This is a genomic window from Companilactobacillus halodurans (assembly GCF_009600985.1).
GTDB classification, from domain to species: domain Bacteria; phylum Bacillota; class Bacilli; order Lactobacillales; family Lactobacillaceae; genus Companilactobacillus; species Companilactobacillus halodurans.
Window position 1 is genome coordinate 1 of the sequence record NZ_VDFP01000026.1, and the last position, 18,323, is coordinate 18,323.

Here is an 18,323-nt window from a genome sequence, read left to right on the forward strand (position 1 = left end):
TTGCATCAAGACGAAAAACCTCTTTCATTGTTTGTGGAGAACTCCAATGATACCTGATTTTTTCGTCTTGGTGTTTTTATTTTGGAATTTTATTGAAAGTGGCTAACTTGATTATAAAATTCGCCAATTTATAAAAATATTACTAATCAGAAATCGTTAGTAATCCATCAAAGAATGAACTAATTTTTTGACTGAGACAACGGTATTCAATATGTCAACTCCGTTATTTATACTAACGATACCTGTATTAAAATCACCAAGAAGCATTCCAGGTCTAACCCCACCATGAGAATTGATTTGTTTATCAAGATCATTATTATGAGGATTAAGATACTCCTCTTTTGCATATTTTTCAGCTATTGAGGTCTTAATTGAACGTTGCGTTGGTGAAACCCGATAAATATTATCATAGCTTGATTTTTTAACTAATTCTTTTGCTTGGTCACTCATCGGCGCCTCATCAGTCATTAAGAATCTGCTACCAATGTAGACACCCTGTGCTCCTAAAGCAAAAGCTGCTTTAACACCGCGATGATCATTAATGCCTCCTGCTGCTAAGACGGGAATGTCAACAGAATCAACCATTGTTGGTACAACAGTAAAAGTTCCAAAATCTTGTTCAGGAATTACTCCTCCTTCATCTGAACCTGTGGCAACGGCAACATCTGCTCCATACTTTTCGCCCAAACGCATCTGATCAATAGTAGGCGTTAATGGACGAAAAATAATTACTCCGTCATGCTCCTTTATCAGATTGAATAATTCCTGATGGGCAGTACCAACCACTACAAAATATTTAATTTCTTCAATAAAAGCTACATCGAGTAATTCTCTAGTAAACCTCGTTTCAGCAACTGATCTATCTGTTTTTGGAGTTAAAATATTTATACCAAATGGCTTGGTAGTAAGTCGTTTAACCTTTTTTATTTCTGATTGCATTCTTTTGGCAGTTTCGTCAGGATCTCGGGTTACTGTAGTTTGACCCGCATTTGGACCTAATACTCCTAATCCGCCAGCATTGCTGACTGCTGCGACCAACTTAGCACTAGTTAACCATGACATTGGTGCTTGGATAAGTGGATATTGAGTATTTAAAATATCTGTTACTTTTTTCATTCGTAAATTAACTCCTTAAATATATATATTCCTAATTGTGAATGTGTTTGATCAAAAAAATAAATGCTACAAAGCATCTATTTAAAAATGGCTAATTTTTTTAAACCATTGTGTAAATTAATTGCATCCCAAGGCATATGTTCAGCAATTGATAACCCTACTAAATCAGAATTTGTGCTGACATCTTCCAAGACACGTAAAACTTGAGACAGTTTCATTGAACCAATAGCTGCTCCAAAATTATCTCTATCTAATCCTGGTTCCGCGGGCAAAATTGAGCGAAAATCATTAGGATCTAAGACATCTAAATCTAAATGAATGGCAATATGCTTAATTTTCTTGGATACAAGCCATTCGAGAATCTTTTGGCTATCAGTTACTAATTCATCTGGTGTAACGTAACTCATTTTAAGATCATTAACCATTTTATCCATAGGACGCAAATCATTGTATTTTAATCCAGCAAATAAAACTTTATCAGAAGAGATAGGATTCTTTACTTGATTGTTAAATTTAGAAGCGCCCTTTTGCAGTAAGTTAGCTACAACCATTTCATGAATATGACGTGAATCATCAGTATTAGAAATATCTGGATGAGCATCTAACCATATTACACCAAAATCATCTGGATATTTACCATGTAAGTAATCAAATGGGGCTTCAGAAATTGAACAATCGCCACCTAAAGTAACTACTCTTTGAGGATTTTTAACTGTTAAAGTATCATAAGTCGTTTGCATTTGATTTAATAAACTAGATTCGCCGTCAATCTCTTTATTGTCTGTTTCGGCAACGTCAGATACAGGAATTCTAATAGTTTCTGACTGTGAACTTTCTGGTACTAAGGCTTCTAAAATTTTAGCCCCCATTTGGTAATTGGGATTCATCCCACCTTGCCATTGTGGTAAAACGATTCTTAGATTCTCTTCCATAAGCAACCTCCACTATATTTATAAATCGGAAATTATCGATATTAAGTTTTAAAAACAAAAGGAACTAATTACAGTTCCTTTGTAATAAATTGGCCCAATGCTTGAATGTTTTTCTCATCACGTCGATAGTAAGTCCATTTGCCATGACGTTCTGAAATCAATAATCCACAACTTTGAAGATCACTTAAGTATTTTGAAACAGTTGATTGTGCAAGACCGGCTCGTTTGACAATATCTGTCGCACAAATACCACCCTTTTCTTTCATCATAAATTGCACAGTTTCACAGGATACCGAAGTAATCTCTTTTTGAGGATTTTTAAGCCATTGTACAATATCGAGTCTTGTTTGATTAGACAGTGCTGAAAACAGCTTTGCATTAATTTCCATGTTTCTATTATATTCATATTTTGCGATTTGTAAATAGGTTTTTAAAAATTATTTTAATTATTATTTTTCACTCAGTAAGTCTTTTAATGGCATCTGATAATCGAGGCAATGGCTGACCAATTACTTTATCAAAAGTAGTTTGGTCGGCTTTTTCTTCGCCATTGTTACCTTTTGAAGTATAGGTCTGATAAGCTTTTGTCAGCATAATTTGTTGTGGCTCAATTCCAGCTTCTTGTAATTTCGATTCAAATTCAGTTGCTGAAACTTGTTTAATGTCTAGCTTTTCTCCAAGCGCCTCTTGAGTTGCTAAACCTAATTCTTGATAAGTCACTGGTTTCCTAGAAAGACTTAAAATTTCCTGGTCACTTGGATGAGTGATCACTTGAGCGCCAGCTTTGGCATATTCTGCTTTCAAAGCAAAAGAAGTTTTACCTTTATCAGAAAAGTATAAGAATTGTTTAGTCTTCTTAGCGTAATCGAACAAGGCTTGACTGATTTCCAAATACCAACTGTTACGTAAGAATGTGTGAGCAATTCCAGAATCTTTTATCCATCGTTCCGTTTCAGCATGATTGATTTCTAAGCCGAATTTGAAGAATTGTGGATCCAAAATACTAGTATAAGCAATGTATTTAACTCCATTATAAACAGCCGCATCAACAACATTTTTTTGAATATTGGGAATTGCTACGGAAACAAACAATAAGCGGTCAATGCCCTTTAAGGCTGATTTCATTGAGTCTAAATCAGAAAAGTTCCCAATACGAAGGTTGATACCATGTTTCTTCAAGCCGGCACCCTTCTTCTCGCTTCTTACTAATCCATATAGATTATCATTGGGAGCTAATTTTTGAAGATATTGGAGCGCATCGTGACCATATCCACCATTAGCACCAGTTACCATTATGTTCATATATAATTCTCCTCATCATTGTTTATTCTTATATCGCAAATACATTGTAAAGGGCAAATCATTGTCTTTCACTAGATAAAAATATTATTATGTATAATAACTAGATAAATAATAGGTTTTATATAAAATAAGTCCGGTATAAATGAGGTGAAACCTTTGGCTTTAAAAAATCAAACGAAATTATTATTTGCTAAAAAATTTGAAGAAATGCTGCAAACTACCCCACTCGATAAACTTCGCGTCGTTGATCTCTGCAAAGAATGTAATACGATTCCCCAAACTTTTTACTATCATTTTCATGATAAATACGAATTAGTGGCTTGGATTTTTATAAATGATTTTTCACTAACTTACTTAAAGATGGGTTCTAAATACTCGATTGAAAGTATTATCGAAAATTTGCAACAGATGGAAGAACATAAATTGTTTTATCAAAAGACTTATCTTGGCAATTATCAAAATTCCATCAACCAATATATTCAAGATTTTAATATCAAAACAGCACTGGCTGCAATCAAAGCCAATACACCGGAAAAGGAAGTTTCAACTGAACAAGTACTGGCTATCAAGTATCATTCTTATGGCATGATGGGACTATTCAAAGAATGGCTCCAAGATTCTAAACAAGTTACCATCCCCCAATTAGCAAAATTCCAATACAGCCACACGCCGAAATTTTTAACTACAGCTTATCAAAATTACGATTTTAAATGTTTGAAATAGAAAGGAAGTCTCAAATTGGCTTTTAACACACCATTAGCTGACCAAATGCGACCTCAAAAACTATCAGAAATGGTCGGACAAAAAGAACTCTTATCACCTGGTCAACCACTCCGCCAAATCATCGACCGTCACGTCAACATCCCATTATTATTATGGGGACCACCAGGGACTGGAAAAACCACTTTGGCACAGATTATCGCTCGAGAATATAAATATGCTTTTGCTTCATTTAATGCCTCAATTGACAATAAGGCTAAATTGACGCAATTGATCGACCTTTATCCTGAACAATCCTTTGTGCTCTTGATTGATGAAATGCATCGAATGACGACGACTTTACAAGATTTCTTACTGCCTTATTTAGAAAATGGTCATATCATGTTAATCGGTTCGACGACTGAAAATCCAGTTATGTCCGTCGTACCGGCTATTCGGTCGAGAAGTCAGATTTTTGAATTCAAGCCTCTTACGCAAAAAGACATTCAGACGATGCTAAAAAAAGCTGTGACACAAATTTATCAATTAACGGACGAACAGATTGAACCTAAAGCCTTGGAACTAATAGCTATTTCAGCTGATGGCGACTTGAGGATTGCCCTGAATACTTTGGAGACATTGCACGCTATCAATCCTGACAAATTAACCGTTAATGACGTGAAAAAGTTTGCCCAGCAGCAGCATTTTAATTACGACAAAAGGGCTACTAAACACTATGACTATCTGGCCGCCTATTCTGATTCAATGGCTGGTTCCGATACAGATGCAGCTTTGTACTATTTAGCAGTTTTATTGAAGAATAATGACATCAAATCAGTTGTCCGGAGACTTCGGGAAATCCCTTATACCTATATTGGTCTGGCTAATCCTCAACAAGTCACGCAAATCGTCGTAGCTGCCAATCAAGCTGAAAAGGTTGGAATGCCTAAGGCTAAATATCCCTTGATGTTTGCGACGATGCTGATGTGCATCTCTCCTAAATCTGGCTCTTTTGATGAAATTTGGGAAAAGTTGGATGAAGATACAAAACATCCTAATGAACATCCCATGCCTAGAGGCTTACGAGATATGCATTATAAGCATTCTAAAGAGATTACTGGTGGAGGCTTGATAGAATCTCCTTTTCAAGCACCGCATCAAATTGCTCAGCAAAATTATATGCCTAAAGGTTTGACCGGAAAACGCTATTACTATCCTAAGGATAATCAAAATGAGAAAAAATTAGGTGAGCAGTATCTCAAATTACACCGTTTGATTTATCAAGAAAACTATAAAGATTAAAATAACCAAGCAATCTTAATTTTATAATGATTGCTTGGTTATTTTTACTCATTATTATTACTATCGATTTTTATCATCATTTCAATGAATTTATTGACAATTGTTGGGACTTTACGTTGTTTACTCCAAATCATTTGTTGATAGATTGGTTTGACATTATCTATTTGTAAAAATTTCAAAGTTTTTGTTTCACCGACAAAAGCCCCACTAGCACACAATGGATAAGCAGTTTCATTGTCCGTTAAATATAAAGAATTGGAAACTAGGTTTTGTATGCCAACTAAGTTGAGCTGACTAAAAGAAATACCTAATAACGTTTTCATTTCCGATTGCATAATATTGTTACGGGTAATAAATAATGGCAATTTGAGTAAATCAGCCTTTTTAATACTAATTTGTTCTGGAAAACGCTTCTTTGGAACAACTACACCCCATTTATCAGTTAAATTAAGGTCTTTAGAATGGTATTTGATAGTTTCACTCGGTTTTAAAACTATTCCCAAATCTAATAAACCTTGATCCAACCTTTCTTGAATATCAGTACTGTCTAAATCATATAATTCAAACTTTACTCCTGGATATTTTTGATGATACTCTTTGATCACTGAAGCTAATAATTGTGCTGCATTCGCTTCAATGCACCCAACAGCGATTGTACCCACAATATCATTTTCAACTTGCTTGACTCTTTGTTGAGAACGTTCAATCATTTTAATAATTTGCTTAGCATCGTTTTGAAATTCTAAACCTGCTTTGGTCAAAATCATTTGGTGCTGCTCTCTGGTGAATAGTCTGGTCCCCAATTCATCTTCTAAAGATTTGAGTTGGCGACTTAGCGTGGGCTGAGTGATATGTAACTCTCTAGCAGCTTGGGAAATTGTCCCCAGTTGTGCAATCGTTAAAAAATATTTTAATAATCTCGTTTCCATGATTTTATCACCTTTTTATGCAAATATTGAATACTAATGTAATCAATATAAGTATTTTACATAAATAATTTTCTCTCTTACTATAAAAGTAGTCAATAAATATGAGGAGAAAGTAAATTAAGGAGTAATATATGAAAATTTACGATATGAATTCAGAAGAATACAAAGACAACGTGAAAGAAAGCGTTCGTTCCAAATCGCTTTGTTTTAAAATCAATAATCTTGATCCAAACGATCCTAAGCTTCGTAATTATTTGGACCAATTGTTTGAAAATCGTTTACCAGAAAATAGTACGATTTGGACTCCAACTCAAATCGACCGAGCTAATAAAATAAACATTGGTAAGAATGTCTTCATTAATCACAGTCTGATAACTGTTGCCTTAGGTGGCATAACAATTGAGGATAATGTCCAGGTTGCCCCTGGAGTAACAATGTTAACAGCTAATCATGATATCGAGAAAATGAACATTCTTAAAACAGCTCCAATAACAATCAAAGAAGGTGCTTGGATTGGAGCTAAGGCTGTTCTTCTTCCAGGTGTGACAATTGGTAAGCATGCAATCGTTGGTGCTGGCAGTGTGGTAACCAAAGATGTAACTGAATATACCGTCGTCGGCGGGAATCCTGCCAAAGTAATTAAAACTTTAAAATAATATTAATAAAACGGGCCATACTTTTAATGAGTATGGTCTTTTTCGTTGATATTATTTTTAAAAGAATGACTCCCTGGAGTTAGTTTAATTTGATAATAATCAAAATTTGAGCACTCTGATATTAAATTTAAATTAACTGCATCAATTTTCTTTAATCTAAGTGTAGCTGACTGATTTACAGGAATAGTAACTTTCAAATCAGTTAACTTACTTCCATCAGAGAACCAACTGACCTTTATCAATCCATAGACTGAATCAAATGAACCATCGACTGAAGTGATACGAGTTTGATCATTATATTGCTTACTACGGTCGATTTCTGGAGCAATGATAATATTTTCAGTAGCTTTACTTGGATCAACTTTTATACCTAAAAGGTTTTTGTACAACCATTGAGCGATGGAACCATACGAATAGTGGTTAAACGAATTCATTGCCTCAGCAGAAATTCCTTTTTCTTTAGTATAAGAATCCCATCTTTCCCAAAGAGTCGTAGCACCATTTTTCACAGCTAAAAGCCATGATGGATTATCATCGCTGAGCAAAAGATCGTAAGCCAGATTATCTAGCCCTACTTCGCTCAAAACAGGCAATAAAACATTTATTCCTAAAAAACCGACGGATAATGATTTTTTAGGCATATTTTTTCTAAACTGTTGTCCTTTATTTTCTATAACTTGTTGTAAAACCTGGATTGCAGAATTTTTTTGTTTTTCATTAGCATAAAGTTTTAATTTTAAGAACCATAACAGACCTGTCTCTGAGTTATCGACAAATTCATAGCCTTGAAAAGACTTATCTACGTCGTCAGCTGTTTTTGTCAGTAAAGTGAACTTATCATCTTTTTCCAAGACATATTTATCTTGGATAAAACTTTTTATAGTGGAAAATAAATTTTTATAGGCTTTAGTATTTTCAATATTACCAATGACTTGTGACATCATGACCATTAATTTAGCTGTATAGGCACGATAAATGAGATTCATAAATGGTGTGGAAGCTGGAGCATATCCTAACCAGTCACCAAAGATATGATCATCATAATTAGTCTTCTCACTGTCTAAATCACCAATAAGATGCATATAATTATCCATTTGATCGTAATACATAGTGATAAATCGTTTATCACCAGTAAACTTATATAATTTCCAAGGCAAAATCACACCAATATCAGACCAACCAGAGGCTTGTGCATTAGCCAGTTTAGGGAAAAACGACATCGGCATAATAGCCTTATAAGCAAAACCAGATTCTGTCTGATTGATAACTCTTAAATAATTTTTTAAAAATGACACACTGTCGAATCCAATTAAACCACTTGCTGCAAAAACTTGAGCGTCAGCAGTCCAACCGCCTCTTTCAGCACGATTTGGCGAATCGATTGGAATGGAAAGATAATTTGATTGCTCTCCAAATTGAATATTTTTGACCAGACGATTTATTTGCGAATTATTAGTCTTTAAATCAGCTGTTTTAGTAGTTAACGAGCTAACTGGTACTTGATAAATTGATTTTACAGTTACCGGATTGTCACTTTCGACTTCAACGTATCTGAATCCATGAAAGGTCCATTTAGCATTGTAAGTATGTTCTTGATTATCAGTCGTCAAGAATACTTCTTCTGATTTGGCATCCCCACCAATTTCTGAAATCAAATTACGGTGATGCAACGAATTCTTTGGTCCATCGCTCCCCGTTTTCTCTTCAACGTTGCCTCGACCATCATTAAGTATTTCACCAGTCTTAAATTTAACTTTGGTTGGTTTAGATGTATTGGATTTAAAAGTAATCAATAAAGTTGCCGCCATATTTTGACCAAAATCAAATAATAGTCGCGTATTATCCTTTGCTATCAATTGATAAGCTTGAACTTCGTTTAATTTAACCTCACCAAGTTCTAACTGGACATTTGAAATAACTTCATCTGCTTGATAACTATTAACAGAAATTGGAGCATTTTTTTGGTTTAGAAATTCATAAGCCTTAGCACCATGACTTGGCGTTAAATTTTGTTGCAATTTCTTTTGATTGACTTTAGGTTCAATAACTGACTTTAGCTTGCTATTTTTTAAACTAAAATCGATGATTTCTCCATTATAGATATCGTTGTCGACGTGACTATATTGGTCATAAAATTTCCAATCTTTAATATCATTGGTGGTAATGACTTGCTTTTGCCCATTAGCATAAGAAATAATCAATTTAACAATCAAAAGTGGTCGTTTAATATTATCCTCAAATAAATCTTCATAGTTAGAAAATTGAGCAATCTTACCGAGGAAGTAACCTTTTCCAATCGGAATCTTTAAGTCGTTATCAGACTCAAGGTAAGATTTTACATCGTAAGCTTGGTAATTGATTTGGGTGTGATAATCAGTCCAACCAGGATTCAAAATTTCAACTAAATTATCTTGATCGTGTTGAATATCCTTTTGATTAATCAAAACATCATAAGATCCTAGACCAGAGATATAAAGAACGGCTGAATCGATATTTTCAATCCGTTGGTTCAACTTGAAGTCACGTGTAAAAATGGGCAACGAAGACTCATTATCGGAACTTAAGAAACGAATCTCGTCAAAACAAGCCTTAGTGAAAAATTTCTGTTGCTTCGATACAATCAAGTTACCGCGATTATCTCTAATTTTAACTTGCCAAAAATAAATTCTTTCAGAATTTAACAAAACATCTTCAAATTGATTATTAATCGTTTGAGAACTTTTGATATCCGGACTGCTCCAAATTACGTTTTTCTCATCAGAAATAACAATTTGGTATGAGGTTTGATGAATTTCGAAGGTTTGAGATTCATCTTTTCGTAATTTCCAATTGAAAGTGAGATTTTTATCCTCAACAATTGGATTTATTTCATGATTCAATTTTAAATCGTAAATTTTCATTTATTTGTACTCCCTCAAAAATTTTAAGGCTTAACAATTAAAATTATAACATCTGTGACTGTTGATAAAGTGACCATAGATTGCAAAAAAAACAGCTAGACCTCAAAGTCTAACTGTTTTTATTGATTTAAAGGACAACGACATACTTACCATTATATTTATTAGATTCAAGATTTTGTTGAGCTTGCCCAACATTTTCAAGGCCTTGATAAACATGAGCAATTGGAACTTCAATCTCTTTTTGTTCAATCTGTTTCAAAACTTTAGAAAGAACTTCAGCTGATAAATCAGTTGCTTCACCAGCATAACTAGTTAAGAAAACTCCAGATGGAATCATAATTGGATAGGTTTGGTTAACTTGATTGCTTTCATATTATGCCCCTTTTCGATAATAATATTACTTATATGAATTAATTATATCGCTAAACAAAAAGAACAGTTAGGCATACAACTGTCTAACTGTCCAATCACTATCCTGTGACAGATAGCATCAAATCGTTATTCCCAATCGTAATCGGTTGGGTCTTGTAAACCACGTCCTGTGGCCTTGTCCAACATAATTCTTTGTTCAAAGTGTGCAACGTTGCGTTTTGTTGCCTTGACCATGTCTGGGTTGACTGAAACGTAGTCAATACCACATTGAATCAAGAAGTTAGTGAAATCAGGGTATTCGGAAGGTGCTTGACCACAAATGGATACTGTCTTGCCATCTTTATGAGCGGCCTTGATCAAGTGCTTGATTGCACGTTTAACAGCAAGGTTACGTTCATCAAATAGATGTGCAACTGTATCATTGTTACGATCACAACCAAGAATTAACATTGCCAAGTCGTTTGAACCAATTGAGTAGCCGTCGACATATTGGTTAAACTTGTCGGCAAGGATGATATTTGAAGGAATCTCAGCCATCATGTAAACTTTAAAGTCTTCATTACGAACTAGTCCTTCATTTCTCATAATGTCAGTAACTTTCTTAGCTTCATCAACAGTTCTGACAAATGGGATCATCACATTCAAGTTCTTCAAACCAAATTCATTACGAACTTTCTTAACGGCGCCTAATTCTAGTTTGAAGGCTTCAATATACTTAGGATCGTAATAACGTGAAGCACCACGCCAACCTAAAAGATCTGCTGGCTCATGTGGTTCATACTTTTCTCCACCTTTGAGGTTACGATATTCACTTGACTTGAAGTCTGATAGACGGAGCACTACAGGTCTTGGTGCCATTGCACGAGCAACCTTAGAAATTCCGTCAGCCAACATATCGATAACTTTTTCTGGGTGTCCTTGTTCAATCAAATATAGTGGGTGTTCGTGAATAAAGGTTGTCCAGAGGAACTCTTCTCTCATGAGTCCAATTCCGTCAGCTGGAAGCGTTGAGTACTTCTCAGCCAAATCTGGATCACCTAAGTTCATCATGACACCGGTAGCAGTAGGAGCAAATGTTTCAGCAGCAACTACTTGGCCACCTTGTGCTGAATTGTTATCTTTCTTAACGATGCTATCAACTTTACCTTCGTAAACGATACCGTTTGTAGCATCAACTGTAATAACGTCACCAGTCTTCAAAACATCAGTTGCGGCAACTTTCTTACTCTTAGTACCAACGATACAAGGAATCTGCATTTCTCTAGAAACAATTGCGGCGTGACAAGTCATACCACCATTGTTAGTAACGATAGCGGCAGCTTTCTTCATAGCTGGAACCCAATCAGGTGAGGTCATCAATGTAACTAGGATTTCACCCTTCTTGAATTGGTCGATGTCTTCAGGATTATCGATAACGTGAACAACTCCACTAGCCATACCTGGACTTGCAGGTAATCCACGAACTAAGACTTTAGCATCAGATGCATCAACTGTGTCAGCATCTTCTTCTTTTGCAGCATCAGCCTTCTTCTTCTTTTGTGACCAAACTGTTTCTGGACGAGCTTGGACAATCCAGAGACGATCAGTGTTCTTATCCAAAGCAAATTCCATATCCATATAACAGCCATAGTGACGTTCGATTTCTTTAGCATAACCAGCTAATTCAATAACTTGGTCATCCGTAAGCACTTGTTTTTCTTGTAATTCATCAGGAACAGGTTCTTCTTTAGTACCACCGTTAGCGTCTCTAACTAATTCAATCGTTTGTTTAACGACGTTCTTTTCAACAATCTTCATTGATTGCTTATCTACAACGAAGTGATTAGGTGTAACTTTACCTAAAACAATATATTCACCTAAACCATAAATTGAATCAATCACAATCTTAGATGCGTCACCATTAGCAACGTTAACTGAGAACATGATACCTGATGCTTTTGAGAAGACAATCATTTGAACGGCAGCAGACAAAGCAACTTTTTCATGTGGGAAGTTTTGCTTGTGTCTGTAGTAAGTTGCCCGATCAGTAAACAATGATGAATAGCATTGTTGGACTCTATCAACAACATCATCTTCGCCTCTGATATTCAAATATGATTCTTGTTGACCAGCAAATGATGCGTTAGGCAAATCTTCAGCTGTGGCAGAAGATCTAATTGCTACAAATGGATTTGCTTGTCCAACTTTGTCAGCTAATTGAGCATAGCCTTCCTTGATGTCATCAGCTAAATCGTCAGGCATTTTAGCTCCGACAATCATATTTCTGATCTTTTCACATGTTTCATGAAGCTCATCTGAGTCTTCATAGTCTTTAATACCTTCTAGCAATGCATTAACTTTATCGTTCAACCCAGTTGCATTCATAAAATAACGATAGGCACGTGCTGTTGTTGCATAACCATAAGGTACCGGTACATTCATCGATGATGTCATTTCACCTAATGAAGAGGATTTACCTCCTACTAAATTGACATCTTTCCGATGTAAATCATCAAACCATAGAACGTTCGCAGTATCACGACTACTCATAATATTACCTCCTTGATATTTATACCTCGAATCAGTCCCAAACTATAAATGTAATCGCTTTCATGTTACAAATATATTATAGTTCACTTAGTCACAAAATGTTACCCTATTTTCTGATTTTAATTTTGATTTTTAAGTGATTTTTCCTTGACAAATTAATTGAATTGGTCTAGAGGTTGATATAAAAGCATTCTAATTTATATCAAATTTTATAAGAGGAATTCTAAAAATAGTCAATTGAAAGATAAATATTTCACAAAGGTTCACTTTGATAAATTTTTTATACCATATTTTACCGAAAAATTGACAAATAATATTGATTTGAATCTTTGGCATAAAAAAATACCTAAATTGTTTTTTATTAGGTATTTTTTGAACTATTTTTAATTAAAAATCCGAACGGCAAATGATGGTTTGAAACTGTTAGATATATTGTCGATTTTTACGTTAGTTCCAGGACGTAAAGCATTGAGATATTGATTATTACCAAGATATAACGCTACATGATAACTTGCTCCTGGAGTCCCCCAGAACAATAGATCGCCACGTTTGGCTTGATTGGTCGAAACTCTAGTTCCAGCTGTCTCTTGAGGCACGGTCCATGATCCAATATTTTGCCCGGTAACTTGACGAAAAACATACTGCATCAACCCTGAACAGTCGAATCCATCAGGTCCCTTGCCATTCCACACATAAGGCTTACCCAATTGATTCTTAGCACTTGCTATTACTGCTTCAATGGCTTGAGATTTAGTTTTGCCATTCAACTCGATGGCAGACCGTTTGACGGAAATATCCTGAACATTAGTAGATGGCAACCAGCCACCATTACTTGTTTCATACCAAATGGTACTGCCTTCTTGAACAGTCGAGGCTACTTCAACAATCGTCCCAGCAGAAACCTGGCTCGTCTGTTTAGCAGAGAATTTACTATCGGAGTACACCCCTGAGTTTTTGGTAACTTTAACAGCACCAAAGTTTGGATCCCAATGTTTGGCAGCAGCTTCATTAAATGAAGTGTTCTTTATTTTAGTGAATGCCCCTGAAATCCAGGCGTTGTTTCCAACTTCATACCAAGAATCGCCATTCCAATCAATTACTTTTTGCGAAAAATGCCAGTTAGTACCGTTGGCTAATCTTTGTCCACTGTCGGTTTTATTAGGTCCCAAGCCATTAAAAAGCGTTGTTCCTGAAGCTGGAGCATAGCTTATTTGTGCTGTACCGGTATTTTGAATCGTGATACCGTCAGAAACATCATCGCTACTGATCCAAGTATTGGTTGCTACTTGATACCAAGTTTTGCCATCAAAATTATCCTTGCGATTGTATTTCCAAGCACTGGAACCAGCAAGTCGGTTGCTTGAATCAACATATTTATCAGTTTGATAATTATAAATTAAAGCGCCACTACTTTTAGTCCGAACGATTCCATTAGCAGCGCTCCCCGTTTGTAATTGCACGTCGGAAGCTTTGACAAATTCATTGGTGGCAACTTGGAAGCTAGTGCCGACTTTTGGCAATTCTATTTTTTTATTAGTAAACCATGGAGTGTTGGCAGCTAGAGCTCGATTGGTTATTTTTTTGCCATCTTGATTATACAAAAAGGTCACCTTTGAGGTAGTTACGACCCCATTTATATTATCAGCTGCGTTAACTGTCAATGGATTAAAAATTGTTCCACCAAAAAGACTAGTTCCAAGTAAAAGAGTTGTCAGTATTTTTTTATTCATATGTTCCCCCTACTGAATCATTTGAATTAATAAAAAATATCCTAATCTAAGGACATTTATAAATCTATTTACTATAAAAAACAGTCTTATTTGTTCACTAATAATAATTATATATAAAAAAACAGTCTTTTAAAATGTAAACTGCTTCATAATTGTCAGATGACAACCATAAAAGGATTATCGCAGTATCTTCGAGTTGGTATTAGTATTAGCTTTCTTTTCAAAAAAAGTAACCTACAATTTAGATATTCATTTATCAGATACCGTTTTGCACCGTTAGATGGATGAACTAAATGTTCAAGTAAGTAACAGTCCTAACAGTAAATTGATATGGATACACTCAAGGATTACATTGATTGGTTCAACAATCAATGTGTTTCAAGGAAAACAAAAGGCATAACTCCCCGCGAATATAGAGAGCATGCCTTAATAGATTAAAAATATTCAATTTTGTCTAACTTTTGTATTGCACTTTAATAATCAAACTTTTTTAACTAAAGATTTTTTTTGAAGAAACTTTCAAATTTATCAAATGGAATCAAATCCATTTTGTCATACAAATCAGTATGAGTAGCGCCAGGCACAATAACTAATTCCTTAGGATCCTTCAAGCGATTATATGATTCTTCAGCCATATAACGTGAATGGGCCTTCTCTCCTGTCACGATCAAAGCTGGACGGGGTGAAATAGTTTCGATATGTGCTTGCAAATGGAAATTATAATAACTAAGTGGTGATGTAGCAGTCCATGCGGCAGAAGAATTCACTGAACGAGGGTGGAAAGCCCTACCACGATAATAATTATAGAATTCAGTTGTAACCGAATCAGCATCCTTAGGCAATGTTTCTGGGAGAATAGTGTCAGATTGCATAGGTTTGTCATTTTCATCGAATGGTAATTCATGTAGTCCTCGAGCGGGAACTCCGTTTTCAGCATCTTCCCAACGTTGTTGAGCTAGAGTTTGTTTTTCAATTTCACGTTGCTTCTCAGTCTTAGAATTATTCATACCCATCCACATTGAATCAGACATATCATTCATAACTGATGTAGCAACAGCCTTGATTCGAACATCAATTGAAGCTGCAGTTAAAACGTGACTTCCTAGGCCACAGATACCAACTGCTCCAATTCTATCGCGGTCAACAAATTTTTGAAGACCAATAAAATCAACAGCAGCCGAGAAATCTTCCACAAAGATATCAGGTGAAGCTACATTTCTAACACTGCCGGAACTTTCACCAGTGGTTGATTGATCAAATGCGACTGTTACAAAGCCACGTTCAGCTAAGGTCTGTGCGTATAAACCACTTGATTGCTCTTTAACAGCACCGAAGGGGCCAGAAATTACAATTGCAGGATATTCTTTACTATCGTCAAAATCTAATGGTAAGTATAGGTGTCCTGCAAGGACAAAACCATATCGATTTTTAAAGCGAACATTTTGTACATCTATCTCAGGATTAATCTTAAAAACTCTTGTATCATTGGCTAATTTACTCATAATTAATTTCCTCTCTTATTTAAACATCTTGTCTAATAGGACGGATGATAACTTCATTCACATCCATATTATCTGGTGAACTAATTGCAAAAGCGACTGATTTAGCAATATTTTCAGCCGATAAGCCGATTTCTTTTTCGACATTTATTTCATCTTTTTTGTTCTCAGGGTTATTAATAGAATTATAAAGTTCAGTTGAAACAGAACCTGGAGAAACAATCGTTGTCCGAATATTGTTATTATGCTGTTCCTGACGTAAGCCTTCCATGATTGCTCTGACAGCAAACTTTGAACCATTATAGACAGCTAAATTTGGTACGACCACGTGACCAGCAACTGAATCAGTCGCAATAATATGACCTGACTTTTGTTTGACCATAGTTGGTAGTACTGCAGCAATTCCGTTGAGAACTCCCATAACATTAACGTTTAGAATTTGTTGCCATTCGTCACGAGCTCGATTGATCAAAGCGTTAACTGGCATTACCCCAGCGTTATTATATAAAACGTCAATATGACCAAATTTTTCATTAGCAGTATCGATCAATGCTTGAACTTCATCGAAATTAGTAACGTCGACTTTTTGAGTAATGATCTGTTCATTTGGAAATTCATTTTTTAAATCATTTAGCCGATCCAATCTTCTAGCGCCAATAACTAACTTGGCATGATTTTTAGCTAATTCTCTAGTTGTAGCGGCACCAATACCACTTGAGGCACCAGTTATTACGACAACTTTATTTTCTATACCCATCTTATGATCTCCTACTTTCTTTATTATTGATTATTTTTGCTGGATTACCAGTAACTTCAGAATTTTTGGGAACACTTGTGACCACGACCGAACCAGCATCAATAATTGAGTTCTCACCAATCGTGACACCAGGTAAGACAGTTACTTGACCACCGATATTGGCACTTTGTTTAATTCTGATCGGCTTTTTTATCAAATTCTCTTTAGAATAATTAGTGGTTATTAAGGTTGTGTTAGGACCAATAATAACGTCATCGTCGATTTGTATACCACCAATATCGACCATTGTGACGTTACTGTTGATAAAAACGTGTTGTTTGATCTGAATGTTCCTTCCATAATCGGTGTAGAAAGGTAATCTGATTTCATTATTGGGATTCAATTCATATCCAAATATCTCACTCAATAATTGATTTATTTCTTGAGAACAAAAATGACCGGTGTTTAGACGTTGCATTAAACGTTGATTTTGTTCCACTAGACGTTTATCAATATTGAATAAATCACTTTGACATGTCATCGTTATATTCCCTCCCTTTCCATCGAATGACTATAGTATAAAATCATTTGCTAACTATGTGAAATACTTCTAAAATATAGACAAGCATAATCAAAAACTATGGAAGCGGGTGTGACCTTGGAATTGAGAATTTTACGTTACTTTTTAGCCGTATCGCAGGAAAAAAATATTACGAAGGCAGCGGAGAAACTACTAGTATCACAGCCTACTTTATCAAAACAGTTATCTGACTTTGAAAAAGAATTAGGGACTAAGCTTTTCGTTCGTGGTCACCGTCAGATAACTTTGACCTCGCAAGGTGCCTATCTCCGTTCAAAAGCTGAGGAAATAGTTTCCTTGGCTGACAAGACAGCTTTAAACATTCAGACTAATCAAGTTATCAGTGGCGATTTGACTATTGGTGCCGGTGAAAGCATTGGTATGAAAAGAATTATTGATCTAATGGGCAATATTAATCAAGATTACCCTGACGTTAAGATTCATTTAATCAGTGGTACTGCTGATGAAATGGAAACAATGCTTAATAATGGTTCAACTGATTTTGCCGTATTTATGGGCGAACGAAATCTGAATGACTATAATTATTTGCAGCTACCAGAAACTGACCGCTGGGGTGTGATCATGCGTAAAGATTCATCCCTAGCTGATAAAACAGCAATTTCGCCAACTGATTTATTAGAGAAGCCGCTTTTGATTTCTTCACAAGAGATTTCTAGGAGCCGTTTTAAAAATTGGTGGGGAAACTTAGGTTCACAGATGAATATCATAGGTACCTTCACTTTGGTTTTCAATGCCGAATTCTTGGTGGAAAATGGAACTGCTTATATGCTGAGTTTTGACAATTTAATTAATAGAACTAACCAAACTGAGTTAACTTTTCGTCCACTTGATCCACCGATGATTGAACCAATCACGATTGTTTGGAAGAAAAACACCGTCCTCTCAAAAGTTGATCAATTATTTATTAAGCGGTTACAAGCCTCGTTACATAATAATGACTAGCCAATGAAATTTTTGAAGTTGACTTTACCTATAAACTAACGGTTGACTCTTGAACAACTTTTCGGAGATTCACAATAC

17 protein-coding genes are annotated in these 18,323 nt (G+C 35.3%); 5 read left to right on the forward strand and 12 right to left on the reverse strand.

The window, feature by feature from the left end:
• Positions 1 to 156 precede the first annotated feature (156 nt).
• The 4 genes from FHL06_RS10465 to FHL06_RS10480 all read right to left on the reverse strand — a co-directional run bounded on the left by FHL06_RS10465 (position 157) and on the right by FHL06_RS10480 (position 3,350).
• Positions 157 to 1,116, reverse strand: a complete 960-nt coding sequence (locus FHL06_RS10465; RefSeq protein WP_153386409.1) for a nitronate monooxygenase — start codon at positions 1,114 to 1,116, stop codon at positions 157 to 159.
• A 77-nt stretch (positions 1,117 to 1,193) separates the two neighbouring features.
• Positions 1,194 to 2,048, reverse strand: a complete 855-nt coding sequence (locus FHL06_RS10470; RefSeq protein WP_153386410.1) for an arginase family protein — start codon at positions 2,046 to 2,048, stop codon at positions 1,194 to 1,196.
• A 68-nt stretch (positions 2,049 to 2,116) separates the two neighbouring features.
• Positions 2,117 to 2,437: an ArsR/SmtB family transcription factor gene (locus tag FHL06_RS10475; protein ID WP_153386412.1), complete on the reverse strand. Its 321-nt coding sequence runs from the start codon at positions 2,435 to 2,437 to the stop codon at positions 2,117 to 2,119.
• A 67-nt stretch (positions 2,438 to 2,504) separates the two neighbouring features.
• On the reverse strand, positions 2,505 to 3,350 hold the full coding sequence (locus tag FHL06_RS10480) for an NAD(P)H-binding protein (RefSeq protein WP_153386414.1): 846 nt from the start codon (positions 3,348 to 3,350) through the stop codon (positions 2,505 to 2,507).
• 156 nt (positions 3,351 to 3,506) lie between these two features.
• Between FHL06_RS10480 and FHL06_RS10485 the strand changes: the two genes are divergently transcribed.
• Both FHL06_RS10485 and FHL06_RS10490 read left to right on the forward strand, forming a co-directional pair.
• On the forward strand, positions 3,507 to 4,073 hold the full coding sequence (locus tag FHL06_RS10485; RefSeq protein ID WP_153386416.1) for a TetR/AcrR family transcriptional regulator C-terminal domain-containing protein: 567 nt from the start codon (positions 3,507 to 3,509) through the stop codon (positions 4,071 to 4,073).
• Between the two features lie 15 nt (positions 4,074 to 4,088).
• A complete protein-coding gene (locus tag FHL06_RS10490; protein WP_153386418.1) occupies positions 4,089 to 5,351 on the forward strand; it encodes a replication-associated recombination protein A in 1,263 nt (420 codons plus the stop codon).
• Between the two features lie 44 nt (positions 5,352 to 5,395).
• Here the strand turns inward: FHL06_RS10490 and FHL06_RS10495 are convergent, their stop codons facing one another.
• Positions 5,396 to 6,280, reverse strand: a complete 885-nt coding sequence (locus FHL06_RS10495; protein ID WP_153386419.1) for a LysR family transcriptional regulator — start codon at positions 6,278 to 6,280, stop codon at positions 5,396 to 5,398.
• A gap of 464 nt (positions 6,281 to 6,744) precedes the next feature.
• Here FHL06_RS10495 and FHL06_RS15145 point away from each other — a divergent pair, with 464 nt between their 5' ends.
• A complete protein-coding gene (locus FHL06_RS15145; RefSeq protein ID WP_420360969.1) occupies positions 6,745 to 6,936 on the forward strand; it encodes an acyltransferase in 192 nt (63 codons plus the stop codon).
• A gap of 23 nt (positions 6,937 to 6,959) precedes the next feature.
• Here the strand turns inward: FHL06_RS15145 and FHL06_RS10505 are convergent, their stop codons facing one another.
• The 4 genes from FHL06_RS10505 to FHL06_RS10520 form a co-directional block, all read right to left on the reverse strand.
• The gene (locus FHL06_RS10505) at positions 6,960 to 9,836 is read right to left on the reverse strand and encodes a family 78 glycoside hydrolase catalytic domain (RefSeq protein WP_153386423.1); all 2,877 of its coding nucleotides are present in this window, start codon (positions 9,834 to 9,836) and stop codon (positions 6,960 to 6,962) included.
• Between the two features lie 127 nt (positions 9,837 to 9,963).
• Entirely contained in the window at positions 9,964 to 10,173 is a 210-nt protein-coding gene (locus tag FHL06_RS10510; protein ID WP_153386425.1) for an MDR/zinc-dependent alcohol dehydrogenase-like family protein, read from the reverse strand.
• Between the two features lie 161 nt (positions 10,174 to 10,334).
• The gene (gene ppsA / locus FHL06_RS10515; RefSeq protein ID WP_153386427.1) at positions 10,335 to 12,737 is read right to left on the reverse strand and encodes a phosphoenolpyruvate synthase; all 2,403 of its coding nucleotides are present in this window, start codon (positions 12,735 to 12,737) and stop codon (positions 10,335 to 10,337) included.
• Between the two features lie 383 nt (positions 12,738 to 13,120).
• Complete coding sequence (locus FHL06_RS10520; RefSeq protein ID WP_153386429.1) at positions 13,121 to 14,467, reverse strand: C40 family peptidase; 1,347 nt, start codon at positions 14,465 to 14,467, stop codon at positions 13,121 to 13,123.
• Positions 14,468 to 14,797: 330 nt separating this feature from the next.
• Here FHL06_RS10520 and FHL06_RS15150 point away from each other — a divergent pair, with 330 nt between their 5' ends.
• On the forward strand, positions 14,798 to 14,905 hold the full coding sequence (locus tag FHL06_RS15150) for an IS3 family transposase (protein ID WP_153386431.1): 108 nt from the start codon (positions 14,798 to 14,800) through the stop codon (positions 14,903 to 14,905).
• Between the two features lie 56 nt (positions 14,906 to 14,961).
• Here the strand turns inward: FHL06_RS15150 and FHL06_RS10530 are convergent, their stop codons facing one another.
• From FHL06_RS10530 to FHL06_RS10540, 3 genes are read right to left on the reverse strand one after another with little or no spacing between them, the layout of a single operon-like run.
• Positions 14,962 to 15,969, reverse strand: a complete 1,008-nt coding sequence (locus FHL06_RS10530; protein WP_153386433.1) for an alpha/beta hydrolase — start codon at positions 15,967 to 15,969, stop codon at positions 14,962 to 14,964.
• Positions 15,970 to 15,988: 19 nt separating this feature from the next.
• On the reverse strand, positions 15,989 to 16,723 hold the full coding sequence (locus FHL06_RS10535; protein ID WP_153386435.1) for an SDR family oxidoreductase: 735 nt from the start codon (positions 16,721 to 16,723) through the stop codon (positions 15,989 to 15,991).
• 1 nt (position 16,724) lies between these two features.
• Positions 16,725 to 17,243, reverse strand: a complete 519-nt coding sequence (locus FHL06_RS10540; RefSeq protein ID WP_153386437.1) for a DapH/DapD/GlmU-related protein — start codon at positions 17,241 to 17,243, stop codon at positions 16,725 to 16,727.
• Positions 17,244 to 17,360: 117 nt separating this feature from the next.
• Here FHL06_RS10540 and FHL06_RS10545 point away from each other — a divergent pair, with 117 nt between their 5' ends.
• A complete protein-coding gene (locus FHL06_RS10545) occupies positions 17,361 to 18,245 on the forward strand; it encodes a LysR family transcriptional regulator (protein ID WP_153386439.1) in 885 nt (294 codons plus the stop codon).
• The last annotated feature ends 78 nt before the right edge of the window (positions 18,246 to 18,323 follow it).